This is a genomic window from Campylobacter sp. 2457A (assembly GCF_020135895.1).
Classification (GTDB): Bacteria; Campylobacterota; Campylobacteria; order Campylobacterales; family Campylobacteraceae; genus Campylobacter_D; species Campylobacter_D taeniopygiae.
This window is the reverse complement of record NZ_JACHTO010000002.1, coordinates 97,166-121,977: the sequence shown is the minus strand read 5'-3', so window position 1 is coordinate 121,977 and position 24,812 is coordinate 97,166. Positions and strand designations below refer to the sequence as shown.

Here is a 24,812-nt window from a genome sequence, read left to right as displayed (position 1 = left end):
ATTTTCCTTTAATAAACGATGTAAATTTTTTCTAAAGTTTTTTATTTTATCTTAAACTTCTTTAAAATTCATATAAAATATTGAGTAGTTAAGAATAAGGATTATCAACTTTCAAAAATTGTTAATCCTTGAAAATTCAATTCTTTGAAATCAATTAAAGCTTGATTTTCTTTTATCTTAGAGGATATTTTTTCCAAAAAATTTAAAAAAGGAGTATTTCGATCACCTTTTTTATAATAAAGAGTTACTGGGATATTTTTTGAGATATTAAAGAAATTTATAGCCATTTCAAAGGCTTTGAAAAACATCCTTTCTTCAAGTTTGCGTCCTAAGGCTCTACAAGATATACAAAGATCATCTATAAATATTTTATTTTGTTCTAAAGAAAAAAGAAAAATAGCAATAATCCCACTATCGCTTAATTTATCACTCATGCTTATATTTATAATGAGTGATTTTTTCATATAGTTTGCAACTTCTTCTAAATTTAAACGGGTGTAATTTGCGATAAATTGATTTGTTTTACCCAATAATTCACTAATGCGAGTAATATTTTCCGTGTCATTTTTGTTAAATTTTAAACATATTTTTAGATTTTTGAAATATTCTTCATCACTTAAGGTTTTAAGCTCTTCCCTTAGAGCATTAGCCGCTATATCTTTGGCTCGGATTTTATCTTCTTGGGTATTTTGAAATTTAAGAAGGTTAGGGTAAAGTTTCATTTTAGACAGTATATTTTCATCGGCTAAAAGTGTTTTAACCCCTGTGTATTTGACATTTTCAAGTTCAGCAATATTATCATCGATAAAAAGCATAGCATCAGCACCTATATTAAATTTTTTTGCTATTTTTGCAATGTTTTCACCTTTGCTTTCCCAATTGATCATTTTTGCATCAAAATCATCCCATTTTAAAATAAAATCTTTTCTTGTTTCAAAAAGTTTCTTAGCGTCATTTTCTTCATTTTTGGAAGCTAATGCAAGTAAAAATCCTTGTTTTTTAAAATCTTGAATTTTTTCTTGCAAATTTTTATGCGCAGGGGTAATTTTAAGATTTTCTATACCATCTTCTCCTAAAACGCCCTTATATAAAGTATTATCAAGATCTAAAACAATGGCTTTTAAAGCAGGTTTTAATAAAGCCGGAATAAGACTAAGCCCTAAAATTTGAGCTAAATAAATCAAAGCTTTATTATTTAGTTTTGTGCCACTCATTTCTTCTTTTTCAAGATCTAAAATATCTTCTAGATTAAAATAATCTTTTAAGAGTTTTTCTGCGCTAAAAATTTGACAATTCGGAATTTCTAAATTTATATTTTCTCCTAGAAAAATACATAAAATAGGACTGTGAGATATATTTTTTAATTCTAAGATTTTTTCTTTAAAAAAGTCTTGCGCATTGACATCATAACGATTTAAATCAACCCATAGAATTTCTAAATCAGCTTTTTGGGCAATCCCCCCCCCGTAAAATTGAAACTATCATCATAAGCACTGAAATTAAATTTTGCTTGTAGATTTGAAAAATGCAAAAAAGGAGCAATGATGCTTGATATACCTTCAAAAGCATGATTTCTATGGATATTTACAATAATTTCTTGACTTTTGTTAAAATCCAACTCTTTGCTATATTTTATGAGTTCATTGCGTTTTAAATTGTGTGAAAATAGATTCATTTTATCTCCTTTGATAGCATTGATATGATAAGCTCATCAGTTTCTTTTAAATCTTGCGGTATTAAACTTAAAGTTTGATTGGTTTTTGCTCTTGGAAATCTTGGTGTATTAACCTCTATATTTTTTGTTTTTTTAAGATATTGCATATAAATTTCCATAGCGGCTTTAGCGATGCTATATTCTTTCATATCCAAAGGCAAATCTTCAACAAAAGAAGAAGTGATACTGCAAGGCTGAATGAAATTTAAAATTTTATCGAGTCCAAAAATATAATAATCTAAAAATTGAATCAATATATCGCGGCTTAAGTGATTATTTTGTACTGAAATTTTTGGCGTTGCAAAATAATAAATATGAGTGGGATTAAATTTTTTAATCTTTTCTACAGAAATTTTACTAGGTTTTAAAACATCATATTTTATAAATTTACAATTTAAAATATCTTCGTGTATTTTTTTGCTGTGATAAGTGGCCAAAATTTTAGCCCCTCCTAAGGCTAAAATTTTGGCGCAAGTATTGCCAAGTCCATTGCTAGCTCCTATAACCAATGCTTTTTGATCTTTAAATTTTTGAGTTTTGAAAATATCTTGATATTTTAAAGAAAGTTTTTCAAAGTTTAAATTTTCTATGAGTTTTGGTCGAATAAAGGCTTTAATATTTCCTTTACAAGGGCTTAAAATATTAATTAAAAAACAGTCAATTGAGTGGTGTTTTTCATAATTATAGCTCAATGTTTGTTCTTCATTTGTCCTTGAAAAATCCAAATTTAAATTAGAATATATACTATGAAATCCTGGGATTTTCATACCAACTATGCGAGTACTAGCAAGTAAAACAACTATATTTTGGGCATGAAGATATAAAGAACACAAAGGAAAAATCTTTTTTAAGGTTTGTAAATCACATACAAGTTTTTCTTTTAGATTTTCTCCTTTTAATTTGGGACTTAAAATCGCATCATATTTTGAAAATGATAAATTTTCATAAGAAATTTGATTTTCATCATTTAAAAATTCAAATTCAATTTTGCTTAAAATTTTATCTTCACTAATGATTTCATATTTTATAAGACTTTTATTTGAAATATTTTTAATCTTAAATTTTGAATTTTTAAAAAGTGGATTGATAAAATTAGCCTTTAAATTTTGAATTTTAATAGTTTTTGTTATTTTGTTATTTTTTAAAAAATGCTCTAATATTAAAAAAACTTGATAAATTCCATAAACAATTTGACCACCAAAATAGCTATTTTTTCCAAATTCTTCATCAAGATGAATAGGATTAAAATCTCCACTAAGTTTTGCAAAAATTTCTAAATTGTTTTGGGAAATTTTGGTCATTTTTTTAGCTTTTGTATTTCATCTAAAAGAATTTTTTGTGAATTCAGCTTAGTAAGTTTTTCTTTGTCAAATTTAATATCAAATTCTTCTTCTAAACTCATGATGATATCAATATGGGCTAAAGAATTCCAAGAAGGACAATTTTGCATACTTACATCGGTAGTTTCATCGACTTTTGTTTCTAAAATTTCATAAAATTTTTACATTTAAGTTTCCTTAAAAAAATCAATAATTTTTAATAATATTTAATAAATTTATTATAACAAAAAATTGCAAAATTATGTTAAAATATTTTTACGTGAGTAAAGTTAATATTATTTTTTATATGACGATTTTGTTATTTTAATATTTAATTTTGGAGATTTTTATGGATAAAAAAGAATTTTTAAAAGCCATTGCTGAAATTTTAATGGCAGATGAGGGTGGCTTAAAAGAAGAAACCGAGCTTAATTCTTTTCCGGATTTCGATAGTATTGCTTTTTTGCAAATAGCAATGTTATTAGAAAAAGAACTTAATATTGAAGCAAATCCTAGTGAAATTAGATCTTTAAAAACAGTTAAAGATTTGCTAGAACTCGGAAAATTTGCATGAAGTTAAAAGATAAAAAAATTTCTTATGTGTGTGGGATTTTTCCTTCTAAAAAGGTTCAAAATATAGAGAATCCTTATTTTGATGAAAAAACTAAAAATAAAATAATTCGTCTTTCGGGGATTAAGGAGCGTTATGTTTTAGATAGAGATGCTAATGAAACCATGATGAGTCTTTATAAAAAAGCAGGTTTGCAAACCATCGAAAAATTGGGCTGGAAAAAAGAAGAAATTAAAGGGGTGATCGTTGTTTCGCAAAACCATGAATATAAATTTCCTTCTACAGCGGTTTTATTGCAAGATGAATTAGGATTAAGTAAGGATTGTTTCGCTTATGATGTGGTAATGGGATGTTCAGGATATGTTTATGGACTTTTTTGCGCCATGAGTCATTTAAGTGAAAATTGTGATAAAATTTTACTTTTTGTGGGAGATCCTATAAATGATTTTGTCTATCCTAAAAATCAATCTATAGCTTTTTTGTTTAGTGATGCGGCTAGTTGTACAGCCTTAGAATATGCCCCAGGTTTTGAGGCGGATTTTATATTTGAAACCGATGGGTCAGGAAGAAACGCTATCATTGTTCCACATGGTGGAAGTGCGTATCCTATGTGCGAAGACTCTTTTAAAGAGTATGAAGATGAAGATGGAAATATCAATATCAAATCTTGTATGGAAATGAAAGGTTTAGAGATTTTTATTTTCTGTTATAAAAATGTTTCTAGAGTTATTTTGAATATTTTAAAGGAAAATGCTCTAAAAATCGACAATATTAATGATTTCTTTTTTCATCAGGCAAATTACTATCTTTTAAATCAAATCAAAAAATTATTAAAGATTAAAGATGAGTCATTTCCGATCAATATCAAGGCCTATGGAAATACTTCTTGTGCTTCCATAGCAATTTTGCTAGCAGAAGAAAAATCTTATCAAAAATCAAATGTAATTATGGCTGGTTTTGGAGTAGGTTTATCTATAGGAGTTGTTTTTTTTAACAAACTTGATTTTAAAAGCGAATTATTGTTTGCTTAATTTAATTAGGAGGATAAATAAAAATGAATAAACAAGAAATGTTTAAAGCATTAGAAGAAATTTTGATGATAGATGAAGGAATGCTAGAAGAGGATAGTGTTTTGGCTGATTTTGAAGATTGGGATAGTTTGGCTTTTTTGAGTTTAATGACTCTTTTTGATACAAAATTGCAAATGAATATTACTTCAGATCAAATCGCTAGTTTGAAAACTGTGTCAGATGTTTTAAAATTAGCTAAAATTGATTAATTTAGAGCTTGAGTATGCAAAAATTTCATCAAGGAAATATAGCACACATTTGTTCTGTTGTTCCAAGCAAAAAAATTGTAAATTCTCAAATTGACAATTTTGATGAAAAAGATAAGAAAAAGATCATTAAACAAATCGGCGTTGAGCAAAGATATATTCTTAATAAAGATAAAGAAAAAATCAGTGATTTGTATTTAATGGCAGCTGATGAAACCTTAAAAACTCTTTCTTGGGATAAAGATAGTATTGATGCTATTATAGTGGTTTCTCAAAGCAATGAATTTCGCTTTCCTGCTATGGCTTGTTATTTACAGGGAGTTTTGGGATTAAGGAAGGATAATTTCTTAGCTTTTGATGTGAATTTGGGTTGTAGTGGCTATGTTTATGGACTCAATATCGCTTACAATTATATCGCTAATGGCTTAAAACGAGTCTTGCTTTTTGCTGGTGATATAAGTAGTGATGTGGTGGATTTTAATGCTAGAGATATAGCTTTTCTTTTTGGAGATGGTGTAAGTTGTACTGCGATTGAAAACAAAGCTTGTCAGAGCTATTTTTGTTTTAAGACTTTGGGTGAAGGATATGATTGCATCAAAGCTCCTTATGGGGGGGGGGTATATGCAAATGAAAGGGGTTGAAGTCTTTGATTTTACCCTCAAACACTTGCCTTTAGAATTTAAAAAAATACTAGAGTTTGCTTCTTTAAAAAAAGAAGAACTTTCTAAATTGTATTTTCATCAGGCTAATACTTTTTTACTTTCTTATTTAGAGGAAAAACTAGGCGTTCAAGGAAAGCTTCCAAATAATATGAAAAATTTTGGAAATACAAGTTCAAATTCTATCCCTTTACTTATCAGTGATACTAAGGATCAAGATTATAAAAATGTAATGCTTATGGGTTTTGGAGTCGGCTTTTCTATAGGAACTTGCATCTTAGAAAATTTGGATTGTTCTTGTAGTTTAATTTATAAAAAATAATGAATTGGAAAAAAGATGAAACAAGTTAATGATTATATCCATTTTGACACTGAAAAATTAGAATGTGAAAATTTATATAAAAAATTTTGGATTTTTGGTTGCCATAAGGAAGAAATTAAAAATGATAAAGATTATATTATCTTAAGAATTTATGACTTTGAAGTCGTAATTTATAACGATAAAGGTAGTATTGTCGCTTTTTATAATATTTGTCCTCATCGTGGAGCTAAACTTTTAAATTTTGGAAATAATGAAAGTATTTTCAAATCCAATGGAGAAATAAAATGTTTTTATCATCACTGGACTTATAAAAATCAAAAACTTTCTATTGCGATGAAAAGCGAATTTGATGAAAATGAAAAGATCGATCTTTTTAAGCTTAAACTTGCATTTTGTGGAGATTTTATCTTTTTTTCTCATAATCCAAAATACGATTTAAAAGAACAACTTAAAGGCTTTTATGAAGAATTAGAACAAATCAGTAAAAGCATTGATCGTTTTAATGGTCTTAACGCTCCAATTAATTATCATTCTAATTGGAAAGTGGGTATAGAAAATAGTTTAGAGGCTTATCATGTAGGCTGTGTACACCCAAAATCTTTAGGAATTTTAAATTTAGAAGACAATCCAAAATTTATAGGTTTTAATTCTAAAACTTGTGGAAAAATTAAAAATGAAAAAATTTATTCTAAATTAAAAAGAAATCAAGCTATTTTTTTACAAGATAATTACTTTGAGGATAAATATTTTTCTTATCATTTGTTTCCATTTACCATCATTAGTTCTACTTTTGGTTATGCTTATTCTATACAACATTATTTTCCTCACACTTTCAATAAAACGCATTTTATTTCAAGAAATTATATAGCAAAGGCAAAGCATGATGTTGAGCTTTTTGCAAATGAGGTTATATCGATGAATAAAACGATTTTTAAAGAAGATGCACAAGCGACTAATTTGGTGCAAGGAAGTTTATTTTTGGATGATTTAAAATTTCACTATGCTAAAAATTTAGAAAAAAGGATTTTATATTTCCATGAACAATATGAAAAGGCAATGAAGGAGGAAAAATGAGAGAAGATTTTTTTCATTTAAAAGATAAAATTTGTTTAATTGCGGGGGCAAGTAGTGGCTTAGGCAAACAAACATGTAAAATTTTAGATTCTCTTGGAGCTAAAGTTATAGCTATAGCAAGACGTGAAGAAAATTTAAAGCAATTGCAAAAAGAATGTAAAAATTTAGAATATAAAATTTATGATTTCTATGCTCAAGATGGGATTAAAAATTTAGTAGATGATATTGTAAAAGAGCATGGAAAAATTAACGCTATGGCTTATTTTTCTGGAACTTCATGTGTTAAACCGCTAAGAATGATTGATATAGAAGAGGCGAAAAAAGTATTTGATGTAAATTTTTTTAGTTGTTTAGAATTGTTAAAATGTCTTTGCGATAAAAGAAAATCAGAAAATTTAAGTACGGTTTTAATTAGCTCGGCTTCTTTAAAAATGAGCATATCTTCAATGAGTGTTTATGATGCTTCAAAAGGTGCTCTTAATACCCTTACTACTAGTCTAGTAAAAGATTTTGCGAAATTTAACTTTAGGATTAATAGCATCTTACCTGCTCATGTTGATACAGAAATGACTCATAAGGCTTCTAATACTCGAAGCGATGGTTATAATCTAGAGCTTGAAAAATTATATCCTTTGGGTGTGGGCAAAGAAGATGATATTGCCAATCTATGTGTTTTTTTACTCAGTCCTTTAAGTGCTTGGATGAGTGGGCAAAGCATTGTTATGGATGGTGGCAGAGCTTTGTATTAATTAGCTCTAAAAATATGACCATCCTGTTTGTAAGCTTGAATTAAATCTTCATAAAACGCTTGAGCATCAATTAAATTTAAAAAAGTTCCACCAAAGGCTATTTTATTAAAATAAGATTTGTTTTCTAAAAATTTTATGATTTTTTCATCCGTTTCATAAGCATCAAGCTCTCTTACATAATATTGAATGCTTTTATGATAACTTTGGCCTTTTTCATCAATAATTAAGCCTTTAAATTCTTTAAAATACCTATAATCAACTCCAACTTTTTCCATAGGATAATGTGCAAAGGTAAAACAATCTTTATTTCCAAAATTTAAAATTTTCCCCTTATTTTTTACAAGAATAGCATAAAGACAATTTTCATCAAAACAAGATTCTTGTTCTTGATTTAAAAATAAATCTTCTTTAGCACCTTTAATCGCAAAGGAAAAAATAGGATCATTGGTTCTTTTTACCCCAGCTTGTTTTCTAAAAAATTCTCCTAAAGCTCCTACTGTACATTTTGAATTTAATTTATCATAAACTTCATTATTGCAAAAACTGTAAGTAAAAGTAGGCATTATCAAAGTTCCATTTTCTCCTATAGCTTCAAATAGACATTCTATCAGAGCATTTAAAAAATCTTTAATAGGTAAAAGCGGTATGCCAAAACTATAAATTTCATTGTGAACACAGATAATATCACCTTTTTTTACGCCTAAATTATATAGGGTTTTAATCAGATCATCTTGGGTGTATTTTTTATCTTGATATTTAAATAAATCTTTCATAAGAGTTCCTTTAGATGTAAATCAAGTCTTCATATTTGATGTTTTCAAAAGCTTAAATTCTAATATTTTCTCCAAAAGATCTTTAAATTCGTAAGCTTGCATATTTAAAATTTCAGCGATATCGATGATATCATTTTTACCATCACAATAAGCTAGAAAATTACAAGCTAAGGGGATATCATTGGCTGTGCTTAGTGTATGATAAAGCCCTCGTTTTCCAAGATTGGGTTCGCAAAAAATCGTATTTTCATAAATTTCATTGATTTCTAGATTTAAAATGATTTCTTGCATGGCTTTAAGTCCGCCTGCTAAACCTTTAGGACTGATGAAATTTAAATCATCTTTAGAATTATGATATCCACTATAATCACTATATCTTGTGCGACAAACTCCTACAACACCTAAATTCACAAGAGGAGCATTGTATTGTCTTTCATCAGATCCGCGGTATAAAAAGCTATATTCTTTAAAATTTTCTTTATTTTTTAAAGTGTGTAAAGCAACTTTATCTGAAAGGGTGTTTTGAGAGGGAGAATGCACGAGTGAATAAGCGTTATCATCACCTAAGCAAGAGAGCACAAAACCTGCCTTAGTGTGTTTTTGTAAATGTTTTAAATGTTTATGGATATAAACGATAGAACCTATGGTTTCAGGGATGATGACAAAACGATAATTATATTTTCTTTTTTTTAAATTTAAAAGCCATTTAGCAAGATAGATCGCTACTATTGGGCCACTTAATTCATTATTTGCCATTGATGGATGACAAAGATAAGAAGAGATTAAAATCTCTTCTTTAGAGTCTTGGGTGCTAGGGATGATAAAATCTGCGTAATTTAAAACACCATTTTCATCGTGCTTAGCATCAATAAAAACGCGGTATTTTCCTTGTTTGAGTTTTTTTCTTTCATTGTGTGTGATGCAAAATCCCCAACGCTTTTTATAATAACTCGTTACATAAGGAATAGCATCAGGTTTTTCTTCAAGTGAGTAAAGATGATTTTGCAATTCATTAAGTTCTATTTCTTTATCGATACCTTCACTGTAGTTTAAAACATGCAAATTATGCTTTTTAAAATCACAAATTTTTTCTCCATTAGGAGTGATGATATAGGCATCTTTTATATGCCATTCAGGTGGAACTATCCAGTCAAAAACTTTTGTTCCACTTTTAATGGAGTGAATTTGTAAAATACCCCCCCCCAGAGCATCATTTAAAATTTGCAAACTATCTCTAAAGCCTTGTCCTGTTATACTTCTGCAGATTGGGAAAAGTTCTTTAGCGAGTTCATACATCGCTTTGCCAGTATTTTCAAAATCAGCACTTTTAAAATCAAGGTTATCCACAATATCCCTTTTTAGTTTTTTCAAGTATATCAAACAAAGTATCTTTTACGAATTTGGCATCTTGCAAATTCATTTCTTGATGACAAGGGATGCTAAGTTCTGCTTTGTAAAAATTATCCGCATTTTCAAGTCTTATTTGCCCTAAAAGTTTTTGGTAAAAACTAAATTCATAAGTAGGTTTGTAATGCACCTGTACACCAATACCTTTATCTAGTAAAGCTTTAAAAATATCTTCTTTTTGACAATAAAATTCAGGAAAAAGCAAAATAGGATATAAATGCCTTGAGCTTTTTTTATAATCTTTGATTTTAATAGTAGAAAAATAAGGATTTCTTTCAAATTCTTTATCGTAAAATTGGGCAATTTTCTCTCGTTTTTCTAAATTGTGGTCTAATTTTTTAAGTTGATTGATCCCCAAAGCACAAGCGACATCGCTTAAGCGATAATTATAACCAAGATCAATCATATCGCTATTCCAAAGTCTTTTTTTAACTATACCATGACTTCTTAAAAGTTTGATTTTTTTTATAAGCTCTTCATTGTCACTTACAACAGCACCGCCTTCAAAGGTAGTGATAGGTTTTACCGGATGAAAAGAAAAAATGCTTAAATCGGCTTTTTTACCGACTTTTTCGCCTTTATAATAAGCCCCTAAGGCGTGACTTGCATCATCGATTAAGGGAATATTATAATCTTTACAAAGCTTATAAATTTCATCCATTTCGACACTATTGCCCGCGTAATCAACAACGCAAATCGCCCCTATATCATCGCTTTTTGTTTTCAATCTTTGTTCTATTTTTTTTTCATCGATATTGCCATCGCTTTTAATATCGATAAATTCAATCTTTGCTTCAGCCATTAAAGCTGCATTAGCTGTTGCCGCAAAAGTAAGAGGTGTAGTAAGAACGGTTTTATTTTTTACATTTAAAGCGCTATAGGCTAGATGCAAAGCTGAGGTGGCAGAATTTAAAACACAAGCATATTTTACACCCACATACTCACATAAAGCTTGTTCAAATTCTTCAACCTTTTTTCCACCGGTTAAAATTTCTCCCTTTAAGGCATCAATAACCGCTTCAATGTCGCTTTGATCGATATTTTGATGAGAATAGGTAAGCATTATTCAAATTCCGTATGATCGATGATATCTAAAAGATCTTTTTCACTCACCCATTCTTTATTGTTATCTGAGCTATAAGAAAAACCATCTTTAACTTTTTGTCCTTTTTCTCCTTTAGCATTAACGCTAAAATCACTTTTAACATTTGTAAATTGAATACTTGGGCTAATGACATAGTATTTGTTAAATTCATAAGTTAAATGACTATCATCGCTTGAAATCATTGTTTCATGCAGTTTTTCTCCAGGTCTAATGCCAATGATTTTTGTTTTCAAATCAGGCGCTAAGGCGTGGGCTAAATCTGTAATTTTCATTGATGGAATTTTTGGAACAAAAACTTCTCCACCATGCATAATTTCAAAATTGTTTAAAACGAATTTAACCCCATCTTCAAGGCTGATCCAAAATCTTGTCATTCTCTTATCTGTAATAGGCAATTCTTTAGCACCTTCTTTAATCAGCTTTTTAAAAAATGGCACTACAGAGCCTCTAGAACCTACGACATTTCCATATCTAGCGACGCTAAATTTTGTATTTTTATTTCCCGCGATATTGTTAGCTGCAACAAAAAGCTTATCACTTGCAAGCTTGGTTGCACCATATAAATTAACCGGATTGCATGCTTTATCTGTAGAGAGTGCGATACATTTTTCAACATTATTTTCTAAACAAGCATCGATAACATTTTGCGCACCGTTAATATTAGTTTTTATACATTCCATAGGATTATATTCAGCCACAGGAACATGTTTCATAGCAGCTGCATGGATAACAAAATCAACATCATTCATAGCATAACTTAGTCTTTCTTTATCCCTTACATCACCTATAAAATATCGCATACAAGGCTGATTAAAAGATATTGCCATTTCAAATTGTTTTAATTCATCTCTTGAAAAAATAATGATTTTATTCGGCTTGTAATTTTGGAGTAAAATTTTAGTATAAGCCTTTCCAAAGCTTCCTGTTCCACCTGTTATAAGAATATTTTTTCCGTTAAACATTTATCCTCCTTTATAAATATTTTTATTTCAATGTTTTTTAAGAATTTTAAGCAATAAATGTTCCATAAAATTTATTTTAAAATTCTAGGCAAGGTTATACCTGTTTGGGCTTGGTATTTACCTTTTTTATCGCGATAAGTTGTATCACACGCTTCATCACCTTGTAAAAATAAAACTTGGGCTATGCCTTCATTGGCATAAATTTTAGCAGGTAAAGGAGTAGTGTTTGAAATTTCTATGGTGATATGCCCTTCAAAGCCAGGCTCAAATGGGGTTACATTGACTATAATTCCACATCTTGCATAAGTGCTTTTGCCAAGACAAATAGCCAAAACATCATCAGGCATTTTAAAATACTCTATTGTTCTTGCTAATGCAAAAGAATTAGCCGGAACGATGCATTCATCACCTACAAAATCAACCACATTTTCCTCTAAAAAATTTTTAGGATCAACCACTGTAGAATTAACATTAGTAAAAATTTTAAACTCACGTCCCACGCGTATATCATAACCATAGCTTGAAAGTCCGTAGCTTACAACCCCTTTGCCTATATTTGCTTCACAAAATGGCTCGATCATTTTATGCTCAAGTGCCATTTTTCTGATCCAATTATCCGCTTTTAAACCCATATTTAACCTTAATTAAATTCTTTTAAGAGATTATAGCTTATTTTTTTATATTTTTAGGAATTTTTTGTTTTTTTAAAGTTAAATTTTAAGTTTTTCAATATAATACTAGATTAAGTTCTTAAAATCAGGAGAAATTTATGACAAAAGAAGAGATTAAAGAATTAGTCAATTTATTTGCAGAAGCTAATATCAGTAAAATTAAGATTAAAGAACAAGATGGTTTTGAAATTGAACTTGAAAGGGATATGTGTTGTGATATTCCAGCACCGGTTTGTCCTACGACTCCAGCTCCACAACCTATCAATGTGAATGTTGTGAATGAAACACATTCTTCTAATCATACAAAATCCAATAATCCAACCATTAATAGCCCTATGGTAGGGACATTTTATCAAGCTCCAAGCCCAGGTGCTGCTCCATTTGTAAAAGTGGGTAGTACTGTAAAAAAAGGCGATGCGATTGCTATTATTGAAGCTATGAAGATTATGAATGAAATCGAGGCTGAATTTGATTGTAAAATTGTAGAAATTTTAGTTGCTGATGGACAGCCTGTAGAATTTGGTATGCCTTTATTTACAGTGGAGAAATTATAATTATGGAAATTAAAAGCGTTTTAATAGCCAATAGGGGAGAGATTGCTTTAAGAGCTTTAAGAACCATTAAAGAAATGGGTAAAAAAGCGATTTGTGTGTATTCTGAAGCGGATAAGGATGCTTTATATTTAAAATATGCTGATGCGAGTATTTGCATAGGAAAAGCAAGAAGCTCTGAAAGCTATTTAAATATTCCAGCTATTATTACTGCAGCTGAAATTGCTGAAGCAGATGCCATTTTTCCAGGTTATGGTTTTTTAAGCGAAAATCAAAATTTTGTTGAAATTTGCACTAAACATAATATTAAATTTATAGGTCCTTCCGTAGAGGCTATGAATTTAATGAGTGATAAAAGTAAAGCAAAACAAGTGATGCAAAGAGCAGGTGTGCCGGTAATTCCAGGAAGTGATGGAGCTTTAGCAGGTGCTGAAGCGGCTAAAAAACTTGCTAAAGAAATCGGTTATCCTGTGATTTTAAAAGCTGCAGCGGGTGGTGGTGGCCGCGGGATGAGGGTTGTTGAAAATGAAAAGGATCTTGAGAAAGCTTATTGGTCTGCTGAAAGTGAAGCGATGACGGCTTTTGGAGATGGCACTATGTATATGGAAAAATATATTCAAAATCCACGCCATATAGAAGTGCAAGTGATCGGAGATAGTTTTGGAAATGTGATCCACATAGGAGAAAGAGACTGCTCTATGCAAAGACGCCATCAAAAATTAATTGAAGAGTCTCCAGCAATTTTACTTGATGAAAAAACACGTTCAAGACTTCATGAAACCGCAATTAAGGCGGCTAAAGCGATTGGTTATGAAGGAGCAGGAACTTTTGAGTTTTTGGTGGATAAAAATTTAGATTTTTATTTTATAGAAATGAATACACGTTTGCAGGTTGAACATTGCGTGAGTGAAATGGTTAGTGGTATTGATATTATCGAGCAAATGATTAGAGTTGCGGAAGGTTATACATTGCCAAAACAAGAGGATATTGTTCTTAAAGGACATTCTATAGAATGTAGAATCACAGCTGAAGATTCTCAAACCTTTTTACCTTGCCCAGGTAAGATCACAAAATACATCGCTCCAGCTGGACGTAATGTCAGAATGGAAAGTCATTGCTATCAGGATTATTCTGTGCCACCTTATTATGATTCTATGATAGGAAAACTTGTAGTTTGGGCAGAAGATCGCAATAAAGCCATCTCTAAAATGAAAGTAGCTTTAAATGAGCTTATTGTTGGGGGCATTAAAACGACTAAAGATTTTCATCTTGCTATGATGGATAATGAAGATTTTATTAAAAACAATTACGATACAAATTATCTCTCTAGACATTGATTAAATTTAGGATTTAATCCTAAATTTAATCATCTTAAATATTCTATATTTATCTTTGAACGTAATTTATCAAAATAATCTTGAATGTAATTTTGTCTTTGTTCGCTAACATAAGCGTTTAAAACATCATTTTTAACTTGTTCAAATTCTGGTGCTTGTATGCCACTTTTGCTTTCTACTTTATAAATTTGATAGCCATTTTTAGAATTTAAAATCGGAGAAAAATCACCCGTAGAAACTTGAGATAAAAGGCTTAAAAGTCTAGGATCTGCATTTTCTGGAGTTAAAATAGCATTTTCACCTTTAAGCATAGTTTTTTTACTACTTTTTAAAGATTCTAAAAATTTTATATTTTTAGAGGTGTAAATTTTTACAGCAATTTCTGTAAAAATACTGAATTTATCTTGATGCTGTTCAAAGAATTTTTTAGCACCTATATCGCTATAATCTATCTTAGCTGTACTAATTATTTGATCGTATAGTTTTCTTTTTTCTAAATCTTTTTTAAAATTTTCTCTAAATTGTTCGTAAGTTTGCCCTTTAGTTTTTAGATCAGCCTTAAGCATATCAAGTGTAATATTGTTTTGAGAAAGCATGTTATTAATAGCATTATCAAGCTCTAATTCACTTGTAAAAATTCCAAATTTTTTCATTTGAGATTTTTCCATTTTTTCATTGATTAAAACTTGCAAGGCTTCATTTTTAGAAAGATGCAATTTTTCCATTTTTTCATTGATATCATAAGTTGTAATTGGCTCTTTATCAACAACTATGGCAATAGCATCAATAGTGTTTGCACTTGCTAAATTTGCAAAAAAACAAAAACTTAATAAAATTTTTTTCATTTCAAACCTTTATTTAAGTGTAAATATCGCATTATATCAATAAAAATTTAAGAAAAGGCAAAAAATGGAAGAAAAACTTGTAACTCGTTTTGCACCAAGTCCTACTGGATATCTGCATATAGGAGGATTAAGAACCGCGCTTTATAGTTATTTGTATGCTAGAAAAAATAAGGGTGAATTTTTACTTCGTATCGAAGATACCGATCTTAAAAGAAATTCTAAAGAAGCCACACAAGCAATTCTTGAGGCTTTTAAATGGTGCGGGCTTGATCATGATGGAGAAGTGACTTATCAGTCTGAACGTTTTGATATTTATAAAAAATATATTCAAAAGCTTTTAGATGAAGGCAGGGCCTATTATTGCTACATGAGTAAAGAAGAATTAGAAGAATTACGCGCCAAACAAGAAGCAGCTAAAGAGCGTCCAAAGTATGATGGAAGATATAGAGATTTTAAAGGTACGCCGCCTCAAGGAATAGAGCCTGTTGTTCGCATAAAAGCACCGCAAAGTGGAGAAATTTGTTTTATGGATGGCGTTAAGGGTGAGGTTAAATTTAAGGTCGAGGATATTTTAGATGATTTTATTATTGCAAGAAGTGATGGAACGCCTACTTATAATTTTACCGTTGTCATTGATGATGCTTTAATGGGAGTTAGTGATGTTATTCGCGGGGATGATCATCTTTCTAATACCCCAAAACAAATCATTCTTTATGAAGCTTTAGGCTTTAAAATTCCAAAATTTTATCATGTGGCTATGATTCACGGAGAAGATGGAAAAAAACTTTCAAAACGTCATGGAGCTACTGATGTTATGGAGTATAAAGCTATGGGAATTTTGCCTCAAGCTTTACTGAATTTTCTTGTGCGTTTGGGTTGGAGCCATGGAGATGATGAAATTTTTTCACTTGAAGATTTAAAAAAACTTTTTGATCCAAATCACATCAATAAAAGTGCATCTTGCTATAATTTTAAAAAGTTAGAGTGGCTTAACGCACATTATATTAAAACTTTGCCTTTTGAAGAGATCAATCACCAACTTAAAGAGCTTGGATTTGATTTGTCAGTTTATGAAAAAGCAGAATTTTTACTTGATCTTTTAAGAGAACGTGCTAAAACTTTACTTGAAATTATCAGCGGGGCTAAAAGCATTATAGAAGTTCCTAAAAGTTATGATGAGCAAGCTGTCAATAAATTTGTAAATGAAAAAAATCTTGATTTATTAAAAAAATATGCAAATGAGTTAAGCAGCCAAAGTCTTGCGAGTGATTTTGAAAGTTTTACTAATGAATTCTTACAAAAAAATGATGTAAAATTAAAAGAACTTGCCCAACCTATACGCATTGCTTTAACCGGTACGGCTGTAAGCCCTAGTATTTTTGAGGTTTTAGAGTTTTTAGGGGTTGAGGAATGTAAAAAGAGAATGGAAATTTTTTCAAAAAGGATAATAAAATGAATTTAAAAGAAGAGGCTTTAAAATATCATTTGGGTGGTAAAGTTAGTATCACTCCTTTAAAATCAATGGACACAAGTCACGATTTATCTTTAGCTTATAGCCCAGGTGTAGCTGAGCCTTGTTTGGAAATTGCTAAAGATAAAGAATTAGCATATCTTTATACAAATAAGGCAAATTTAGTGGCTATTGTAAGTGATGGTTCTGCGGTTTTAGGACTTGGAAATATTGGAGCACAAGCTTCTAAGCCAGTTATGGAAGGCAAGGCTTGCTTGTTTAAAAAATTTGCTAATGTTAATGCTTATGATATAGAAATTAATGCTCATAGTGTTGATGAAATTGTTACTTTTTGTAAGGCTTTAGCCCCAACAGTTGGTGGAATTAATTTAGAAGATATTGCAGCACCAAAATGTTTTGAGATAGAAGCGGCTTTACAAGATCTTGGAATTCCTGTCATGCATGATGATCAGCACGGAACAGCGATTATATCGACTGCTGGGCTTATGAATGCGATGGAAATTAGCGGAAAAAAATTTAAAGATATTAAAGTGGTGGTAAGTGGTGCAGGAGCTGCTGGAATTGCTAGTGCTAAAATGTATCGAAATTTAGGAGTTGAACATATTGTTTTAGTCGATAGCAAAGGTGTGGTTAGTAAAGATAGAAATGATTTAACCCCGCAAAAACTTGAATTTGCTGTGGATTCTAAAGAAAAGACATTAAAAGAGGCCTTAAAAGGAGCGGATGTATTTTTAGGACTTAGTGCTCCAAAAATTCTTGATGATGAGATGATTTTATCAATGGCTAAAGATCCTGTTATTTTTGCCTTGGCAAATCCTATTCCAGAGGTTATGCCTGAAGATGTTGCAAGGCTTAGAAAAGATGCGATCGTGGGCACTGGAAGAAGTGATTACCCTAATCAAATCAATAATGTTTTAGGCTTTCCTTTTATTTTTAGAGGTGCTTTGGATGTAAGAGCGACTAAGATCACTGAAAATATGAAAATAGCCGCAGCAAGAGCCTTAGCTGATTTGGCAAAATTACCTGTGAGTGATGCGGTTAAAAAGGCTTATGAAATTGACTTTTTAGAATTTGGTAGAGATTATGTGATCCCAAAACCTTTTGATGAAAGAGTAAGGGCAGCAGTAAGCACTGCAGTAGCTGCAGCGGCGGTTAAAGATGGGGTGACTTTGATTAAGGAGTTTGACGAAAAAGCCTATTTTGAAAGTCTAAAATGAATAAAGTTTTTTGCACAAATCATCCTTTAATAGAACATAAATTAGGCCTTTTACGTGATCAAAGTACTAAGCCTTTTCAATTTAGAATGTTGATTGATGAAATTTCAACTTTTTTACTTTTTGAAGCAACTAAGGATTTGAATTTAAAAGAAATTCAAATCCAAACTCCTGTTTCAAATGCTAAGGTAAAAAAGCTAAATGAAAAAATTATGATTTGTCCTATTTTAAGAGCTGCTTTGGGTATGCTTGAGAGTGTTTTTAGATTGATTCCTGATGCTAGTGTAGGTTTTTTGGGTTTTGCAAGAAATGAAGAAACTCTTGAGGCGGATTTTTATTTTGAAAAAATTCCACAAGATGCAGCTAAACGCGTAGCCATTGTTATAGATCCTATGTTTGCCACGGGTGGAACCGCAATAGAGGCTTGTAAATTTTTAAAATCAAAAGGCGTGAAAAAAATTAAATTTATTTCAATACTTGCCACGCCTAAAGGAATTGAAAATTTTAGAAAAGTGCATGAAGATATAGAAATTTATGTGGCCGCTATTGATGAAAATTTAAATGAAAAAGGTTATATAGTACCAGGACTTGGAGATGCAGGAGATAGAGTTTTTAACACTCTAGGCTAATTATGATTTTTGGTAAATTTGATTATATTAATTTGTTGCCTTTAAGTGTTTATCTTAAAAAATATCCTTTACCTAATGGCTTTAAAGCAACGCTTTTTTATAAAAAAGGTGAGCCTAGTCATTTTAATAAGGAATTATTCTATCGCAGGGTTGATGGTTCTATGACTTCAAGCATTGAAAGCGTTAGAAAAAAATATAAAAATTTAGATGTTGGAATTTGTGCCAATAAAAAAGTTTTAAGTGTTTTGGTTGAAAAAAATTCATCCAAAGCTAAAGATCCTAGCTCGGCTACGTCAAATGCACTTTCTCAAGTTTTAGGCTTAAAGGGTAGGGTTATCATAGGTGATAAGGCTTTAAAACTTTATATAAAAGATCCTAATGCTTATATAGATTTGTGTGATTTGTGGTATAAAAAGACTAATTTACCTTTTGTTTTTGCCCGTTTTTCATGTATGCAAAAAAAGATTTATTTTTCTAAAATTTTAAATAAATTTGCTAGAGAAAAAATCAAAATTCCACAATACATACTTCAAAAATATGCTCAAAAAAAGGAAATATCAGCTAAAGATATTAGATATTATTTAAGTGAGATTATTTATTATAATATAACTCATAAGGAAAAAAAGGCCTTAAAACGTTTTGTTGATGCGGTTAAATTTAAAAAAGAAATTTAATACTCAAAATTTCTTAATTCCTTGACTGTTCCTAGTAGTATAATCACATCGCCACTATAGGCTATTGTTGTTTCAAAATCAGGCAATATTTCCCAATCATTATTTAATTTTTTATAAGCGATCACTCTCATATTTTGTGCAATATGCTTAAGTGAATTTCCAGCTAATTTTTCATCTACATTGATTTTAATAGCTCGAATGGTATTTGCTGATAAATCAAACACTTCAAATTCACTTTCTCTAACAAGAAATTCTTTAACCAATCTTTTTGCGCTTTCTTTTTCAGGATAAATGACTTTTGTAGCTCCAAGTTTGGATAAAATTTGCCCATGGATATTTGAAGTAGCTTTTGCGATGATATTATTAACCCCTATATCTTTAAGAGCCATTAAAGTAAGAATTGATTTTTCAACATTATCTCCAATACTTACAATAACCACCTCAACATCGTGAAACCCTGCTTCTTTTAAAGCTGTCACATTTGTAGAATCAAGTATATACGCATAACTTGCAGGATTAGATATATTTTTTAAAGCTTCTTCATCTTTATCAGCAACGATTACAGTATTTCCTGCAGAGATCAATTCTTCTGCAACGACTGATCCAAATTTTCCAAGACCGATAATTCCATAACTATTATTTTTCATAATTTGCCTTTATAGGTTGATTTTTCCTTCAGGAAATCTAATATGCATTGCTTTATCTTGTTTAAAAACAGAGAGTAAAAATGCAAAAACCCCAATCCTTCCGCTAAGCATCATAATAATGATAATGATTTTGCTTGGATTGGAAAACAAGGCACAAAGAGAAAGTGTTCCTCCATTGCCAACTGAAATTCCAACGGTTGCAAACGCTGACGAGGTTTCAAATAATAAAGGAAGGAAATTAAAATGAGATTCTAATAAAGAAAGCAAAATAACAGCGACTATGATATAAACTGCTGATCCTATTGCTATAACAAAAGCTCTTGATATAGTTTCTTGTGAAATTTCATATCCAAAGATCCTTACCCTTCCATCTCTAATACTCCAATATGCATAGAGTAAAAGTGTGATGACTGTAGTGATTTTCATCCCTCCAGCTGTGCCTCCAGGTGCTCCACCTATAACCATAAATAAAGAACCAAAAAATAAACTCGCATCGTTTAAATGATTGATATTTAGAGTGTTAAAACCTGCTGTACGGTAATTGATCGCGGTAAAATATGAACTTAAGATTTTATCAAATAAAGAAAAATGCCCCATTGTTTTAGGATTAGAATATTCTAGAGCAAAGATGATTAAAGTTGAGGAAATAATTAAAATAATAGTCGATAAAACAACAACTTTTGTATGCAAACTAAGACTAGGCAAACGTTTTTTTTGAAAAAAATAAAGCTCCACTAAAACAAAATATCCAAGACCTCCAATGATAATTAGACTAGTAATAATGAAGTTAATTGCAATATCATTTTTATAGGTGGAAATTCCATGTTCAAAAATACTAAAACCAGCATTATTAAACGCACTAATGGAGTGAAATATTCCAAACCAAAGAGCTTTTTTAAAATTCATATCAAGGGCAAATCGCATGGTTAAAAGCAAAGCACCTGCTAATTCTATAATAAAAATAAAAAGCAAAACTTTTTTAAAAAATTTAAAAAGTCCATCCATACTCGGATAAAATAGGGATTCTTTTAGTAAATTTCTACCACTAAATCCCACTTTTTTTCTTATGAGTAAATATACAAAAAAACCTATACTCATATATCCTAAACCGCCAATTTGGATGAGTATTAATATAATAATTTGTCCAAGAAGTGTAAAATCTGTCGCAGTATTTTTTACAACTAGTCCTGTCATACTGATAGCTGAAGTGCTTGTGAAAAAGGCATCAAGAAAGCTAATAGGAGTTGTACGAGCCCAACTTGAATACAAAAAGGCAGCTCCAATTAAAGCGATAATAACATAACCAGCTAATAAAATTTTAAAAGTTCGCCTATCTAGTCCAAATTGTTTCAAAAAAATCCTCATTCTAAATTTTAAAGCAAGAATTCTATCTGATAAAAACTTTAAGGCAAATAAATTTTAATCTTATATTTAAACTTAGATTAAAGAAAAAAAGATAAAATTACATTTTTTAAAACTTCAGCTTTAAAAAAGCGAAAATATTTTTTGGTTGGATAGCTCAGTCGGTAGAGCAGCAGACTGAAAATCTGCGTGTCGGCAGTTCGATTCTGCCTCTAACCACCATTTTCTTTTTACAAATCTTTCTTTAAATTTTTTAGCATAAATTTTAAATTTCTAGTGTATGATTTTAAGAAAATAAAATTTCAAGGTTTATTAATGAGATTATTGTTTCTTATTTTATTTTTAAATTTTAATCTTTTAGCGGAAAATTTTTTAGATTTTGCTAAAAACAATATTAAAAAAGAACAAAATACAAGTCAAGAAAATCCTACAAAACGTATTAAAATTCCTACTCATTAAAATGAAACAAGAAAATATTTTATTAGCACAATTAAAAGATGGCTATCGTTACAATAGTGATTCTTTAATTTTAGCTGATTTTATTTTAGAATGTGGGATAAAAAATGAATTATTGGATGTTGGATCTGGATGTGGAATTTTAGGCATTTTACTTAAAAAATTTAATGAAAAAATCAAGTTATCAATGATCGATATCCAAGAAAGAAATATACAACTTATCAAGCAAAATTTAAAATCCAATCATATAGAAGCTGAGGTTTTTTGCGATGATTTTTTAAATTTTAATACCCAAAAAAAATTCGATTTTATAGTCTCTAATCCTCCTTTTTATAGACAAGAAGCTTATAAGAGTCAAAATTTACATAAAAATATCAGTAAATTTCAATCCTATTTACCTTTGGATGAATTTATTTCTAAGGCAAATTCTATGCTTAAACCTAGGGGTATTTTGTGTTTTTGTTATGAGGTTTTAGCGTTTGATAAAATTTGTGTGACTTTAGAAAAGAAAAAGCTAAAAATGACTAAAATTTGTTTTGTGCATAGTGATAAAAATGAAAAAGCTAGACTTGTTTTGATTGAGGCTAGAAAAAGCGTAAAGTCTTTTTGCGAGATATTGCCCCCATTTTTTGTTTATGAAAATGGAAATTTGAGTCAAAAAATGCAAACAATTCACTCTAGGTTTATATTGGAAAGTTATGATTTTTAAAAAAGATTTTTCTTATTGCTTTGATGAAAATGCGTGTCAAAAATGTGGCGGAAAATGTTGCATTGGAGATAGCGGTAATATTTTTGCAAGTAAAGAGGAGCTTAAAAAATTAAGAGAATATTTAGGCTTAAGTGAGGAAGAATTTGCTTTAAAATATCTTAGAAAAGTGGGTTTTAAAATGAGTTTTAAAGAGGTTGAATTTGAAGGCGGATACGCGTGTATCTTTTTTGATCCTATAAATAGAAATTGTTCAATTTATGATTATCGTCCAATGCAATGTCGCACCTTTCCTTTTTGGGAATATTTTAAAACACATCAAGAGGAATTAAAAAAAGAATGTATAGGAATTACTTATTTATCTTAATCGCTATTTTATTGAGTGCTTGTGCCGGTTCTAAAACCGTCGTTGTTTATCCTGATTATAAAAAATTTAAAAGTAATGAATTTGATTTAAGGGTGATGAAAGCTTATAATTATGAGTATTTTCACCAAAATAAAGAAGCTAGAGATGAGTTTTTAAAGCTTTTTAAGGATTATAATAATACTCATTTTTTAGAAAATGCATTTTTAATTACTTTAGTCAATGATCTTGATCAAAAAAAAGAAATCAACAAAATAGCAAAGCCTTATTTAAATCAAAATGATAATCTTAAGCGTCTTAGTGCCCTTTATGATCTTAATTCTCATGATCTTAAAAATGCTAAAAAATTAGTGCAAGAGCTTTTAAAAAAGGAAAATAATGATCCAAGAAATTTAGAATTATATGGTGATATTTTAGTGAAGCAAAATGATCTTAAAAATGCTGCAAAATACTATCGTTTAGCTTATAATTATGCTTCAAATGAGGAAATTTTATTAAAACTTGTAAGCGTTTATGCGATTTTAAATAATACAGCTAGCATTAAAGAATTGCTAGAAAATTCTAGAAAAACAAATGGATGCACTTTAAAAACTTGTATTTTGCTTGCAAAAATTTATAACGATGAAAAAGATTATAAAGCTTTAGTAGAGGTTTATCTTCAGCTTTATGAAATCACTAAAAGTAAGAATTTTATTTTATCCGCGGTTGAGTTGCTTAATTCTGAAAATCAAGTCAAACAAGCTTTAAATATCGCTTTAGAATACAATTTGGATGATGATATTAAATTGTATTTATATCAAAAATTAAAATATTATAATCAAGCTAAAGATTTAAGTATGCAGGTTTATCAACGCACTCACAATAAAGAATACCTTTTGCGTGCTGCAGTTTTTGAATTTGAAGATGCGAGTTTAAAGAAAAAAATTACACCCAAAATCATACAAGCTGTAAAGGAAAAATTTGAAAAAGCGATTGATGAAAATACTAATGATTTGTATTTAAATTATTATGGATATTTACTGATTGATTATGATTTAGATGTTAAAAAAGGGATTAAATTTGTAGAACTTGCTTTGAAAAAAGATCCGCAGAATTTGTATTATTTGGATTCTTTGGCTTGGGGATATTATAAGCTTGGAGATTGTCATAAGGCTTGGGAAATTTTGAAAAAAACTTTTAAAGATAAAGAGTTTTCAAATTCTGAAGAAAGTAAAGCTCATATAAAGGCAATAAAAAAATGTTTAAAGCTATAAAACGAGATGAAATTTATAAAAAAATTCAAAAAGAACTTGAAGAGAGAAAAAAGATTTTACCCTATGATATGCTGGGTCGATCTTTAGCTTCAAATCCTTTTTTTCCTAAAGATGTGCATAAGGCTTTAAAAAGAATAGATCAAGAGATAAAATTGATCCCTCAAATTAAAGAGGATTTAAATCAAAATTTACCCTTGGCTCTAGAGAGTGAAAAAAAAGGAGCGGCTGCTCTTTCTATATCTACTTGGCCGTATTTTAATGGCGTGCTTGAAAATTTAAGTATGATACGTCGCTACACTCAAATTCCTTTATTAAGAGAAGATTTTATTATCGATGAGTATCAAATTTTAGAAACCTTAGTCTATGGTGGAGATTTTATTTTATTGATCGCTAAAATGCTAAGCGCTAAAGAGCTTAAAAAATTGCTTGAATTTGCAAGACATTTAGGACTTGAAGCTTTGGTTGAAATTTGCGATAAAGAGGATTTAAGCAAGGCGATTTTAGCTGGATCTGATCTTGTAAGTATTTGTAATGAGGATGAAAATTTTTCAAACTATGTGCAAGTATGTGAAAAACTCATAGGTCAAATTCCAAATTCTAAAATCATTATTGCTAGTGTTAATGATGAAGAAAATTTACAATACTTGCAAAAATTAGGTATAGATGCTTTTTTAATAAGCAATGTAAATCATTAAGGAAAT

General features: G+C 29.8%; 28 protein-coding genes, 1 tRNA gene and 1 pseudogene. 19 read left to right on the top strand and 11 right to left on the bottom strand.

The annotated features are described in order from the left end of the window. Positions 1 to 104: 104 nt before the first annotated feature. The 3 genes and pseudogenes from H2280_RS01470 to H2280_RS01460 form a co-directional block, all read right to left on the bottom strand. Positions 105 to 1,675: pseudogene (locus tag H2280_RS01470) on the bottom strand (HAD-IIIC family phosphatase). Continuing rightward, positions 1,672 to 3,015 (bottom strand): MaoC/PaaZ C-terminal domain-containing protein, encoded by a 1,344-nt coding sequence (locus H2280_RS01465; RefSeq protein ID WP_337215459.1) that lies wholly within the window; start codon positions 3,013 to 3,015, stop codon positions 1,672 to 1,674. Before H2280_RS01465 ends, H2280_RS01470 begins: the two are co-directional and overlap by 4 nt. Then, complete coding sequence (locus tag H2280_RS01460) at positions 3,012 to 3,203, bottom strand: acyl carrier protein (RefSeq protein ID WP_442862335.1); 192 nt, start codon at positions 3,201 to 3,203, stop codon at positions 3,012 to 3,014. Before H2280_RS01460 ends, H2280_RS01465 begins: the two co-directional genes overlap by 4 nt. Before the next feature lie 179 nt (positions 3,204 to 3,382). Here H2280_RS01460 and H2280_RS01455 point away from each other — a divergent pair, with 179 nt between their 5' ends. The 7 genes from H2280_RS01455 to H2280_RS01425 are packed head-to-tail and all read left to right on the top strand — an operon-like array spanning position 3,383 to position 7,684. After that, a complete protein-coding gene (locus H2280_RS01455) occupies positions 3,383 to 3,607 on the top strand; it encodes an acyl carrier protein (RefSeq protein WP_337215457.1) in 225 nt (74 codons plus the stop codon). Beyond that, on the top strand, positions 3,604 to 4,635 hold the full coding sequence (locus tag H2280_RS01450) for a ketoacyl-ACP synthase III (protein WP_337215456.1): 1,032 nt from the start codon (positions 3,604 to 3,606) through the stop codon (positions 4,633 to 4,635). The genes H2280_RS01455 and H2280_RS01450 overlap by 4 nt, the downstream gene beginning before the upstream one ends. A gap of 23 nt (positions 4,636 to 4,658) precedes the next feature. Then, on the top strand, positions 4,659 to 4,883 hold the full coding sequence (locus H2280_RS01445; protein WP_337195933.1) for a phosphopantetheine-binding protein: 225 nt from the start codon (positions 4,659 to 4,661) through the stop codon (positions 4,881 to 4,883). A gap of 14 nt (positions 4,884 to 4,897) precedes the next feature. After that, positions 4,898 to 5,521 (top strand): hypothetical protein, encoded by a 624-nt coding sequence (locus tag H2280_RS01440; protein ID WP_337215455.1) that lies wholly within the window; start codon positions 4,898 to 4,900, stop codon positions 5,519 to 5,521. Beyond that, positions 5,508 to 5,861, top strand: coding sequence for a 3-oxoacyl-[acyl-carrier-protein] synthase III C-terminal domain-containing protein (locus tag H2280_RS01435; RefSeq protein ID WP_337215454.1), 354 nt, complete (start codon positions 5,508 to 5,510; stop codon positions 5,859 to 5,861). The genes H2280_RS01440 and H2280_RS01435 overlap by 14 nt, the downstream gene beginning before the upstream one ends. 15 nt (positions 5,862 to 5,876) lie before the next feature. Next, positions 5,877 to 6,935: an aromatic ring-hydroxylating oxygenase subunit alpha gene (locus H2280_RS01430; protein WP_337215453.1), complete on the top strand. Its 1,059-nt coding sequence runs from the start codon at positions 5,877 to 5,879 to the stop codon at positions 6,933 to 6,935. After that, complete coding sequence (locus H2280_RS01425) at positions 6,932 to 7,684, top strand: SDR family NAD(P)-dependent oxidoreductase (protein ID WP_337215452.1); 753 nt, start codon at positions 6,932 to 6,934, stop codon at positions 7,682 to 7,684. Before H2280_RS01430 ends, H2280_RS01425 begins: the two co-directional genes overlap by 4 nt. Here H2280_RS01425 and H2280_RS01420 read toward each other — a convergent pair. The 5 genes from H2280_RS01420 to dcd all read right to left on the bottom strand — a co-directional run bounded on the left by H2280_RS01420 (position 7,681) and on the right by dcd (position 12,563). Then, the gene (locus tag H2280_RS01420; protein ID WP_337215451.1) at positions 7,681 to 8,457 is read right to left on the bottom strand and encodes an AAC(3) family N-acetyltransferase; all 777 of its coding nucleotides are present in this window, start codon (positions 8,455 to 8,457) and stop codon (positions 7,681 to 7,683) included. The two genes, H2280_RS01425 and H2280_RS01420, sit on opposite strands and share 4 nt — an antisense overlap. Positions 8,458 to 8,478: 21 nt before the next feature. Next, on the bottom strand, positions 8,479 to 9,804 hold the full coding sequence (locus H2280_RS01415; protein ID WP_337215450.1) for a DUF4910 domain-containing protein: 1,326 nt from the start codon (positions 9,802 to 9,804) through the stop codon (positions 8,479 to 8,481). Next, positions 9,797 to 10,927 carry a UDP-4-amino-4,6-dideoxy-N-acetyl-beta-L-altrosamine transaminase gene (gene pseC, locus H2280_RS01410; protein ID WP_337215449.1) on the bottom strand — a complete coding sequence of 377 codons (1,131 nt, stop codon included), beginning with the start codon at positions 10,925 to 10,927 and terminating at the stop codon, positions 9,797 to 9,799. Before pseC ends, H2280_RS01415 begins: the two co-directional genes overlap by 8 nt. After that, positions 10,927 to 11,931 carry a UDP-N-acetylglucosamine 4,6-dehydratase (inverting) gene (pseB, locus tag H2280_RS01405; protein WP_337215448.1) on the bottom strand — a complete coding sequence of 335 codons (1,005 nt, stop codon included), beginning with the start codon at positions 11,929 to 11,931 and terminating at the stop codon, positions 10,927 to 10,929. Before pseB ends, pseC begins: the two co-directional genes overlap by 1 nt. A 71-nt stretch (positions 11,932 to 12,002) precedes the next feature. Continuing rightward, positions 12,003 to 12,563: a dCTP deaminase gene (gene dcd / locus H2280_RS01400; RefSeq protein WP_137623587.1), complete on the bottom strand. Its 561-nt coding sequence runs from the start codon at positions 12,561 to 12,563 to the stop codon at positions 12,003 to 12,005. Positions 12,564 to 12,700: 137 nt separating this feature from the next. On the opposite strand from dcd, the gene accB reads away from it, so the two are divergent. Further along, entirely contained in the window at positions 12,701 to 13,156 is a 456-nt protein-coding gene (gene accB, locus H2280_RS01395) for an acetyl-CoA carboxylase biotin carboxyl carrier protein (protein WP_137623586.1), read from the top strand. A gap of 2 nt (positions 13,157 to 13,158) precedes the next feature. After that, the gene (locus tag H2280_RS01390; RefSeq protein ID WP_337195940.1) at positions 13,159 to 14,490 is read left to right on the top strand and encodes an acetyl-CoA carboxylase biotin carboxylase subunit; all 1,332 of its coding nucleotides are present in this window, start codon (positions 13,159 to 13,161) and stop codon (positions 14,488 to 14,490) included. A gap of 29 nt (positions 14,491 to 14,519) precedes the next feature. Here H2280_RS01390 and H2280_RS01385 read toward each other — a convergent pair whose 3' ends face one another. After that, positions 14,520 to 15,335 carry a hypothetical protein gene (locus H2280_RS01385; RefSeq protein ID WP_337215447.1) on the bottom strand — a complete coding sequence of 272 codons (816 nt, stop codon included), beginning with the start codon at positions 15,333 to 15,335 and terminating at the stop codon, positions 14,520 to 14,522. A gap of 64 nt (positions 15,336 to 15,399) precedes the next feature. Here H2280_RS01385 and gltX point away from each other — a divergent pair, with 64 nt between their 5' ends. From gltX to H2280_RS01365, 4 genes are read left to right on the top strand one after another with little or no spacing between them, the layout of a single operon-like run. Continuing rightward, positions 15,400 to 16,791 (top strand): glutamate--tRNA ligase, encoded by a 1,392-nt coding sequence (gene gltX, locus H2280_RS01380; protein ID WP_137623583.1) that lies wholly within the window; start codon positions 15,400 to 15,402, stop codon positions 16,789 to 16,791. Continuing rightward, the gene (locus H2280_RS01375; RefSeq protein WP_337215446.1) at positions 16,788 to 18,023 is read left to right on the top strand and encodes a malic enzyme-like NAD(P)-binding protein; all 1,236 of its coding nucleotides are present in this window, start codon (positions 16,788 to 16,790) and stop codon (positions 18,021 to 18,023) included. The genes gltX and H2280_RS01375 overlap by 4 nt, the downstream gene beginning before the upstream one ends. Further along, positions 18,020 to 18,649: a uracil phosphoribosyltransferase gene (upp, locus tag H2280_RS01370; protein ID WP_137623581.1), complete on the top strand. Its 630-nt coding sequence runs from the start codon at positions 18,020 to 18,022 to the stop codon at positions 18,647 to 18,649. Before H2280_RS01375 ends, upp begins: the two co-directional genes overlap by 4 nt. 2 nt (positions 18,650 to 18,651) lie before the next feature. Continuing rightward, complete coding sequence (locus H2280_RS01365) at positions 18,652 to 19,323, top strand: MqnA/MqnD/SBP family protein (RefSeq protein WP_337215445.1); 672 nt, start codon at positions 18,652 to 18,654, stop codon at positions 19,321 to 19,323. Here the strand turns inward: H2280_RS01365 and H2280_RS01360 are convergent. Then, entirely contained in the window at positions 19,320 to 19,970 is a 651-nt protein-coding gene (locus H2280_RS01360; RefSeq protein ID WP_137623579.1) for a potassium channel family protein, read from the bottom strand. The two genes, H2280_RS01365 and H2280_RS01360, sit on opposite strands and share 4 nt — an antisense overlap. 9 nt (positions 19,971 to 19,979) lie before the next feature. Then, complete coding sequence (locus tag H2280_RS01355; RefSeq protein ID WP_337215444.1) at positions 19,980 to 21,323, bottom strand: TrkH family potassium uptake protein; 1,344 nt, start codon at positions 21,321 to 21,323, stop codon at positions 19,980 to 19,982. 155 nt (positions 21,324 to 21,478) lie between these two features. On the opposite strand from H2280_RS01355, the gene H2280_RS01350 reads away from it, so the two are divergent. The 6 genes from H2280_RS01350 (at position 21,479) to H2280_RS01325 (ending at position 24,806) form a co-directional block, all read left to right on the top strand. Then, positions 21,479 to 21,554 (top strand) — tRNA-Phe (locus tag H2280_RS01350). A gap of 93 nt (positions 21,555 to 21,647) precedes the next feature. Further along, positions 21,648 to 21,791 carry a hypothetical protein gene (locus tag H2280_RS01345; protein ID WP_171000070.1) on the top strand — a complete coding sequence of 48 codons (144 nt, stop codon included), beginning with the start codon at positions 21,648 to 21,650 and terminating at the stop codon, positions 21,789 to 21,791. Position 21,792: 1 nt separating this feature from the next. Then, positions 21,793 to 22,497, top strand: a complete 705-nt coding sequence (locus H2280_RS01340; RefSeq protein ID WP_337215443.1) for a tRNA1(Val) (adenine(37)-N6)-methyltransferase — start codon at positions 21,793 to 21,795, stop codon at positions 22,495 to 22,497. Then, positions 22,487 to 22,861 carry a YkgJ family cysteine cluster protein gene (locus tag H2280_RS01335; RefSeq protein ID WP_137623576.1) on the top strand — a complete coding sequence of 125 codons (375 nt, stop codon included), beginning with the start codon at positions 22,487 to 22,489 and terminating at the stop codon, positions 22,859 to 22,861. Before H2280_RS01340 ends, H2280_RS01335 begins: the two co-directional genes overlap by 11 nt. After that, positions 22,834 to 24,111 (top strand): ATP-dependent nuclease subunit B, encoded by a 1,278-nt coding sequence (locus tag H2280_RS01330; RefSeq protein ID WP_337215442.1) that lies wholly within the window; start codon positions 22,834 to 22,836, stop codon positions 24,109 to 24,111. The genes H2280_RS01335 and H2280_RS01330 overlap by 28 nt, the downstream gene beginning before the upstream one ends. Continuing rightward, positions 24,096 to 24,806 carry an indole-3-glycerol phosphate synthase TrpC gene (locus H2280_RS01325; protein ID WP_442862334.1) on the top strand — a complete coding sequence of 237 codons (711 nt, stop codon included), beginning with the start codon at positions 24,096 to 24,098 and terminating at the stop codon, positions 24,804 to 24,806. The genes H2280_RS01330 and H2280_RS01325 overlap by 16 nt, the downstream gene beginning before the upstream one ends. Positions 24,807 to 24,812: the final 6 nt, after the last annotated feature.

Coding starts and splice junctions, on each gene's coding strand:
- H2280_RS01450 (WP_337215456.1), top strand. CDS start 3,604: ATGAAGTTAAAAGATAAAAAAATTTCTTATGTGTGTGGGATTTTTCCT.
- H2280_RS01445 (WP_337195933.1), top strand. CDS start 4,659: ATGAATAAACAAGAAATGTTTAAAGCATTAGAAGAAATTTTGATGATA.
- H2280_RS01420 (WP_337215451.1), bottom strand. CDS start 8,457: ATGAAAGATTTATTTAAATATCAAGATAAAAAATACACCCAAGATGAT.
- H2280_RS01385 (WP_337215447.1), bottom strand. CDS start 15,335: ATGAAAAAAATTTTATTAAGTTTTTGTTTTTTTGCAAATTTAGCAAGT.
- pseB (WP_337215448.1), bottom strand. CDS start 11,931: ATGTTTAACGGAAAAAATATTCTTATAACAGGTGGAACAGGAAGCTTT.
- H2280_RS01455 (WP_337215457.1), top strand. CDS start 3,383: ATGGATAAAAAAGAATTTTTAAAAGCCATTGCTGAAATTTTAATGGCA.
- H2280_RS01345 (WP_171000070.1), top strand. CDS start 21,648: ATGAGATTATTGTTTCTTATTTTATTTTTAAATTTTAATCTTTTAGCG.
- H2280_RS01365 (WP_337215445.1), top strand. CDS start 18,652: ATGATTTTTGGTAAATTTGATTATATTAATTTGTTGCCTTTAAGTGTT.
- H2280_RS01335 (WP_137623576.1), top strand. CDS start 22,487: ATGATTTTTAAAAAAGATTTTTCTTATTGCTTTGATGAAAATGCGTGT.
- H2280_RS01430 (WP_337215453.1), top strand. CDS start 5,877: ATGAAACAAGTTAATGATTATATCCATTTTGACACTGAAAAATTAGAA.
- H2280_RS01340 (WP_337215443.1), top strand. CDS start 21,793: ATGAAACAAGAAAATATTTTATTAGCACAATTAAAAGATGGCTATCGT.
- H2280_RS01325 (WP_442862334.1), top strand. CDS start 24,096: ATGTTTAAAGCTATAAAACGAGATGAAATTTATAAAAAAATTCAAAAA.
- H2280_RS01435 (WP_337215454.1), top strand. CDS start 5,508: ATGAAAGGGGTTGAAGTCTTTGATTTTACCCTCAAACACTTGCCTTTA.
- dcd (WP_137623587.1), bottom strand. CDS start 12,563: ATGGGTTTAAAAGCGGATAATTGGATCAGAAAAATGGCACTTGAGCAT.
- H2280_RS01465 (WP_337215459.1), bottom strand. CDS start 3,015: ATGACCAAAATTTCCCAAAACAATTTAGAAATTTTTGCAAAACTTAGT.
- pseC (WP_337215449.1), bottom strand. CDS start 10,927: ATGCTTACCTATTCTCATCAAAATATCGATCAAAGCGACATTGAAGCG.
- H2280_RS01360 (WP_137623579.1), bottom strand. CDS start 19,970: ATGAAAAATAATAGTTATGGAATTATCGGTCTTGGAAAATTTGGATCA.
- accB (WP_137623586.1), top strand. CDS start 12,701: ATGACAAAAGAAGAGATTAAAGAATTAGTCAATTTATTTGCAGAAGCT.
- H2280_RS01440 (WP_337215455.1), top strand. CDS start 4,898: ATGCAAAAATTTCATCAAGGAAATATAGCACACATTTGTTCTGTTGTT.
- upp (WP_137623581.1), top strand. CDS start 18,020: ATGAATAAAGTTTTTTGCACAAATCATCCTTTAATAGAACATAAATTA.
- H2280_RS01425 (WP_337215452.1), top strand. CDS start 6,932: ATGAGAGAAGATTTTTTTCATTTAAAAGATAAAATTTGTTTAATTGCG.
- gltX (WP_137623583.1), top strand. CDS start 15,400: ATGGAAGAAAAACTTGTAACTCGTTTTGCACCAAGTCCTACTGGATAT.
- H2280_RS01330 (WP_337215442.1), top strand. CDS start 22,834: ATGTATAGGAATTACTTATTTATCTTAATCGCTATTTTATTGAGTGCT.
- H2280_RS01390 (WP_337195940.1), top strand. CDS start 13,159: ATGGAAATTAAAAGCGTTTTAATAGCCAATAGGGGAGAGATTGCTTTA.
- H2280_RS01375 (WP_337215446.1), top strand. CDS start 16,788: ATGAATTTAAAAGAAGAGGCTTTAAAATATCATTTGGGTGGTAAAGTT.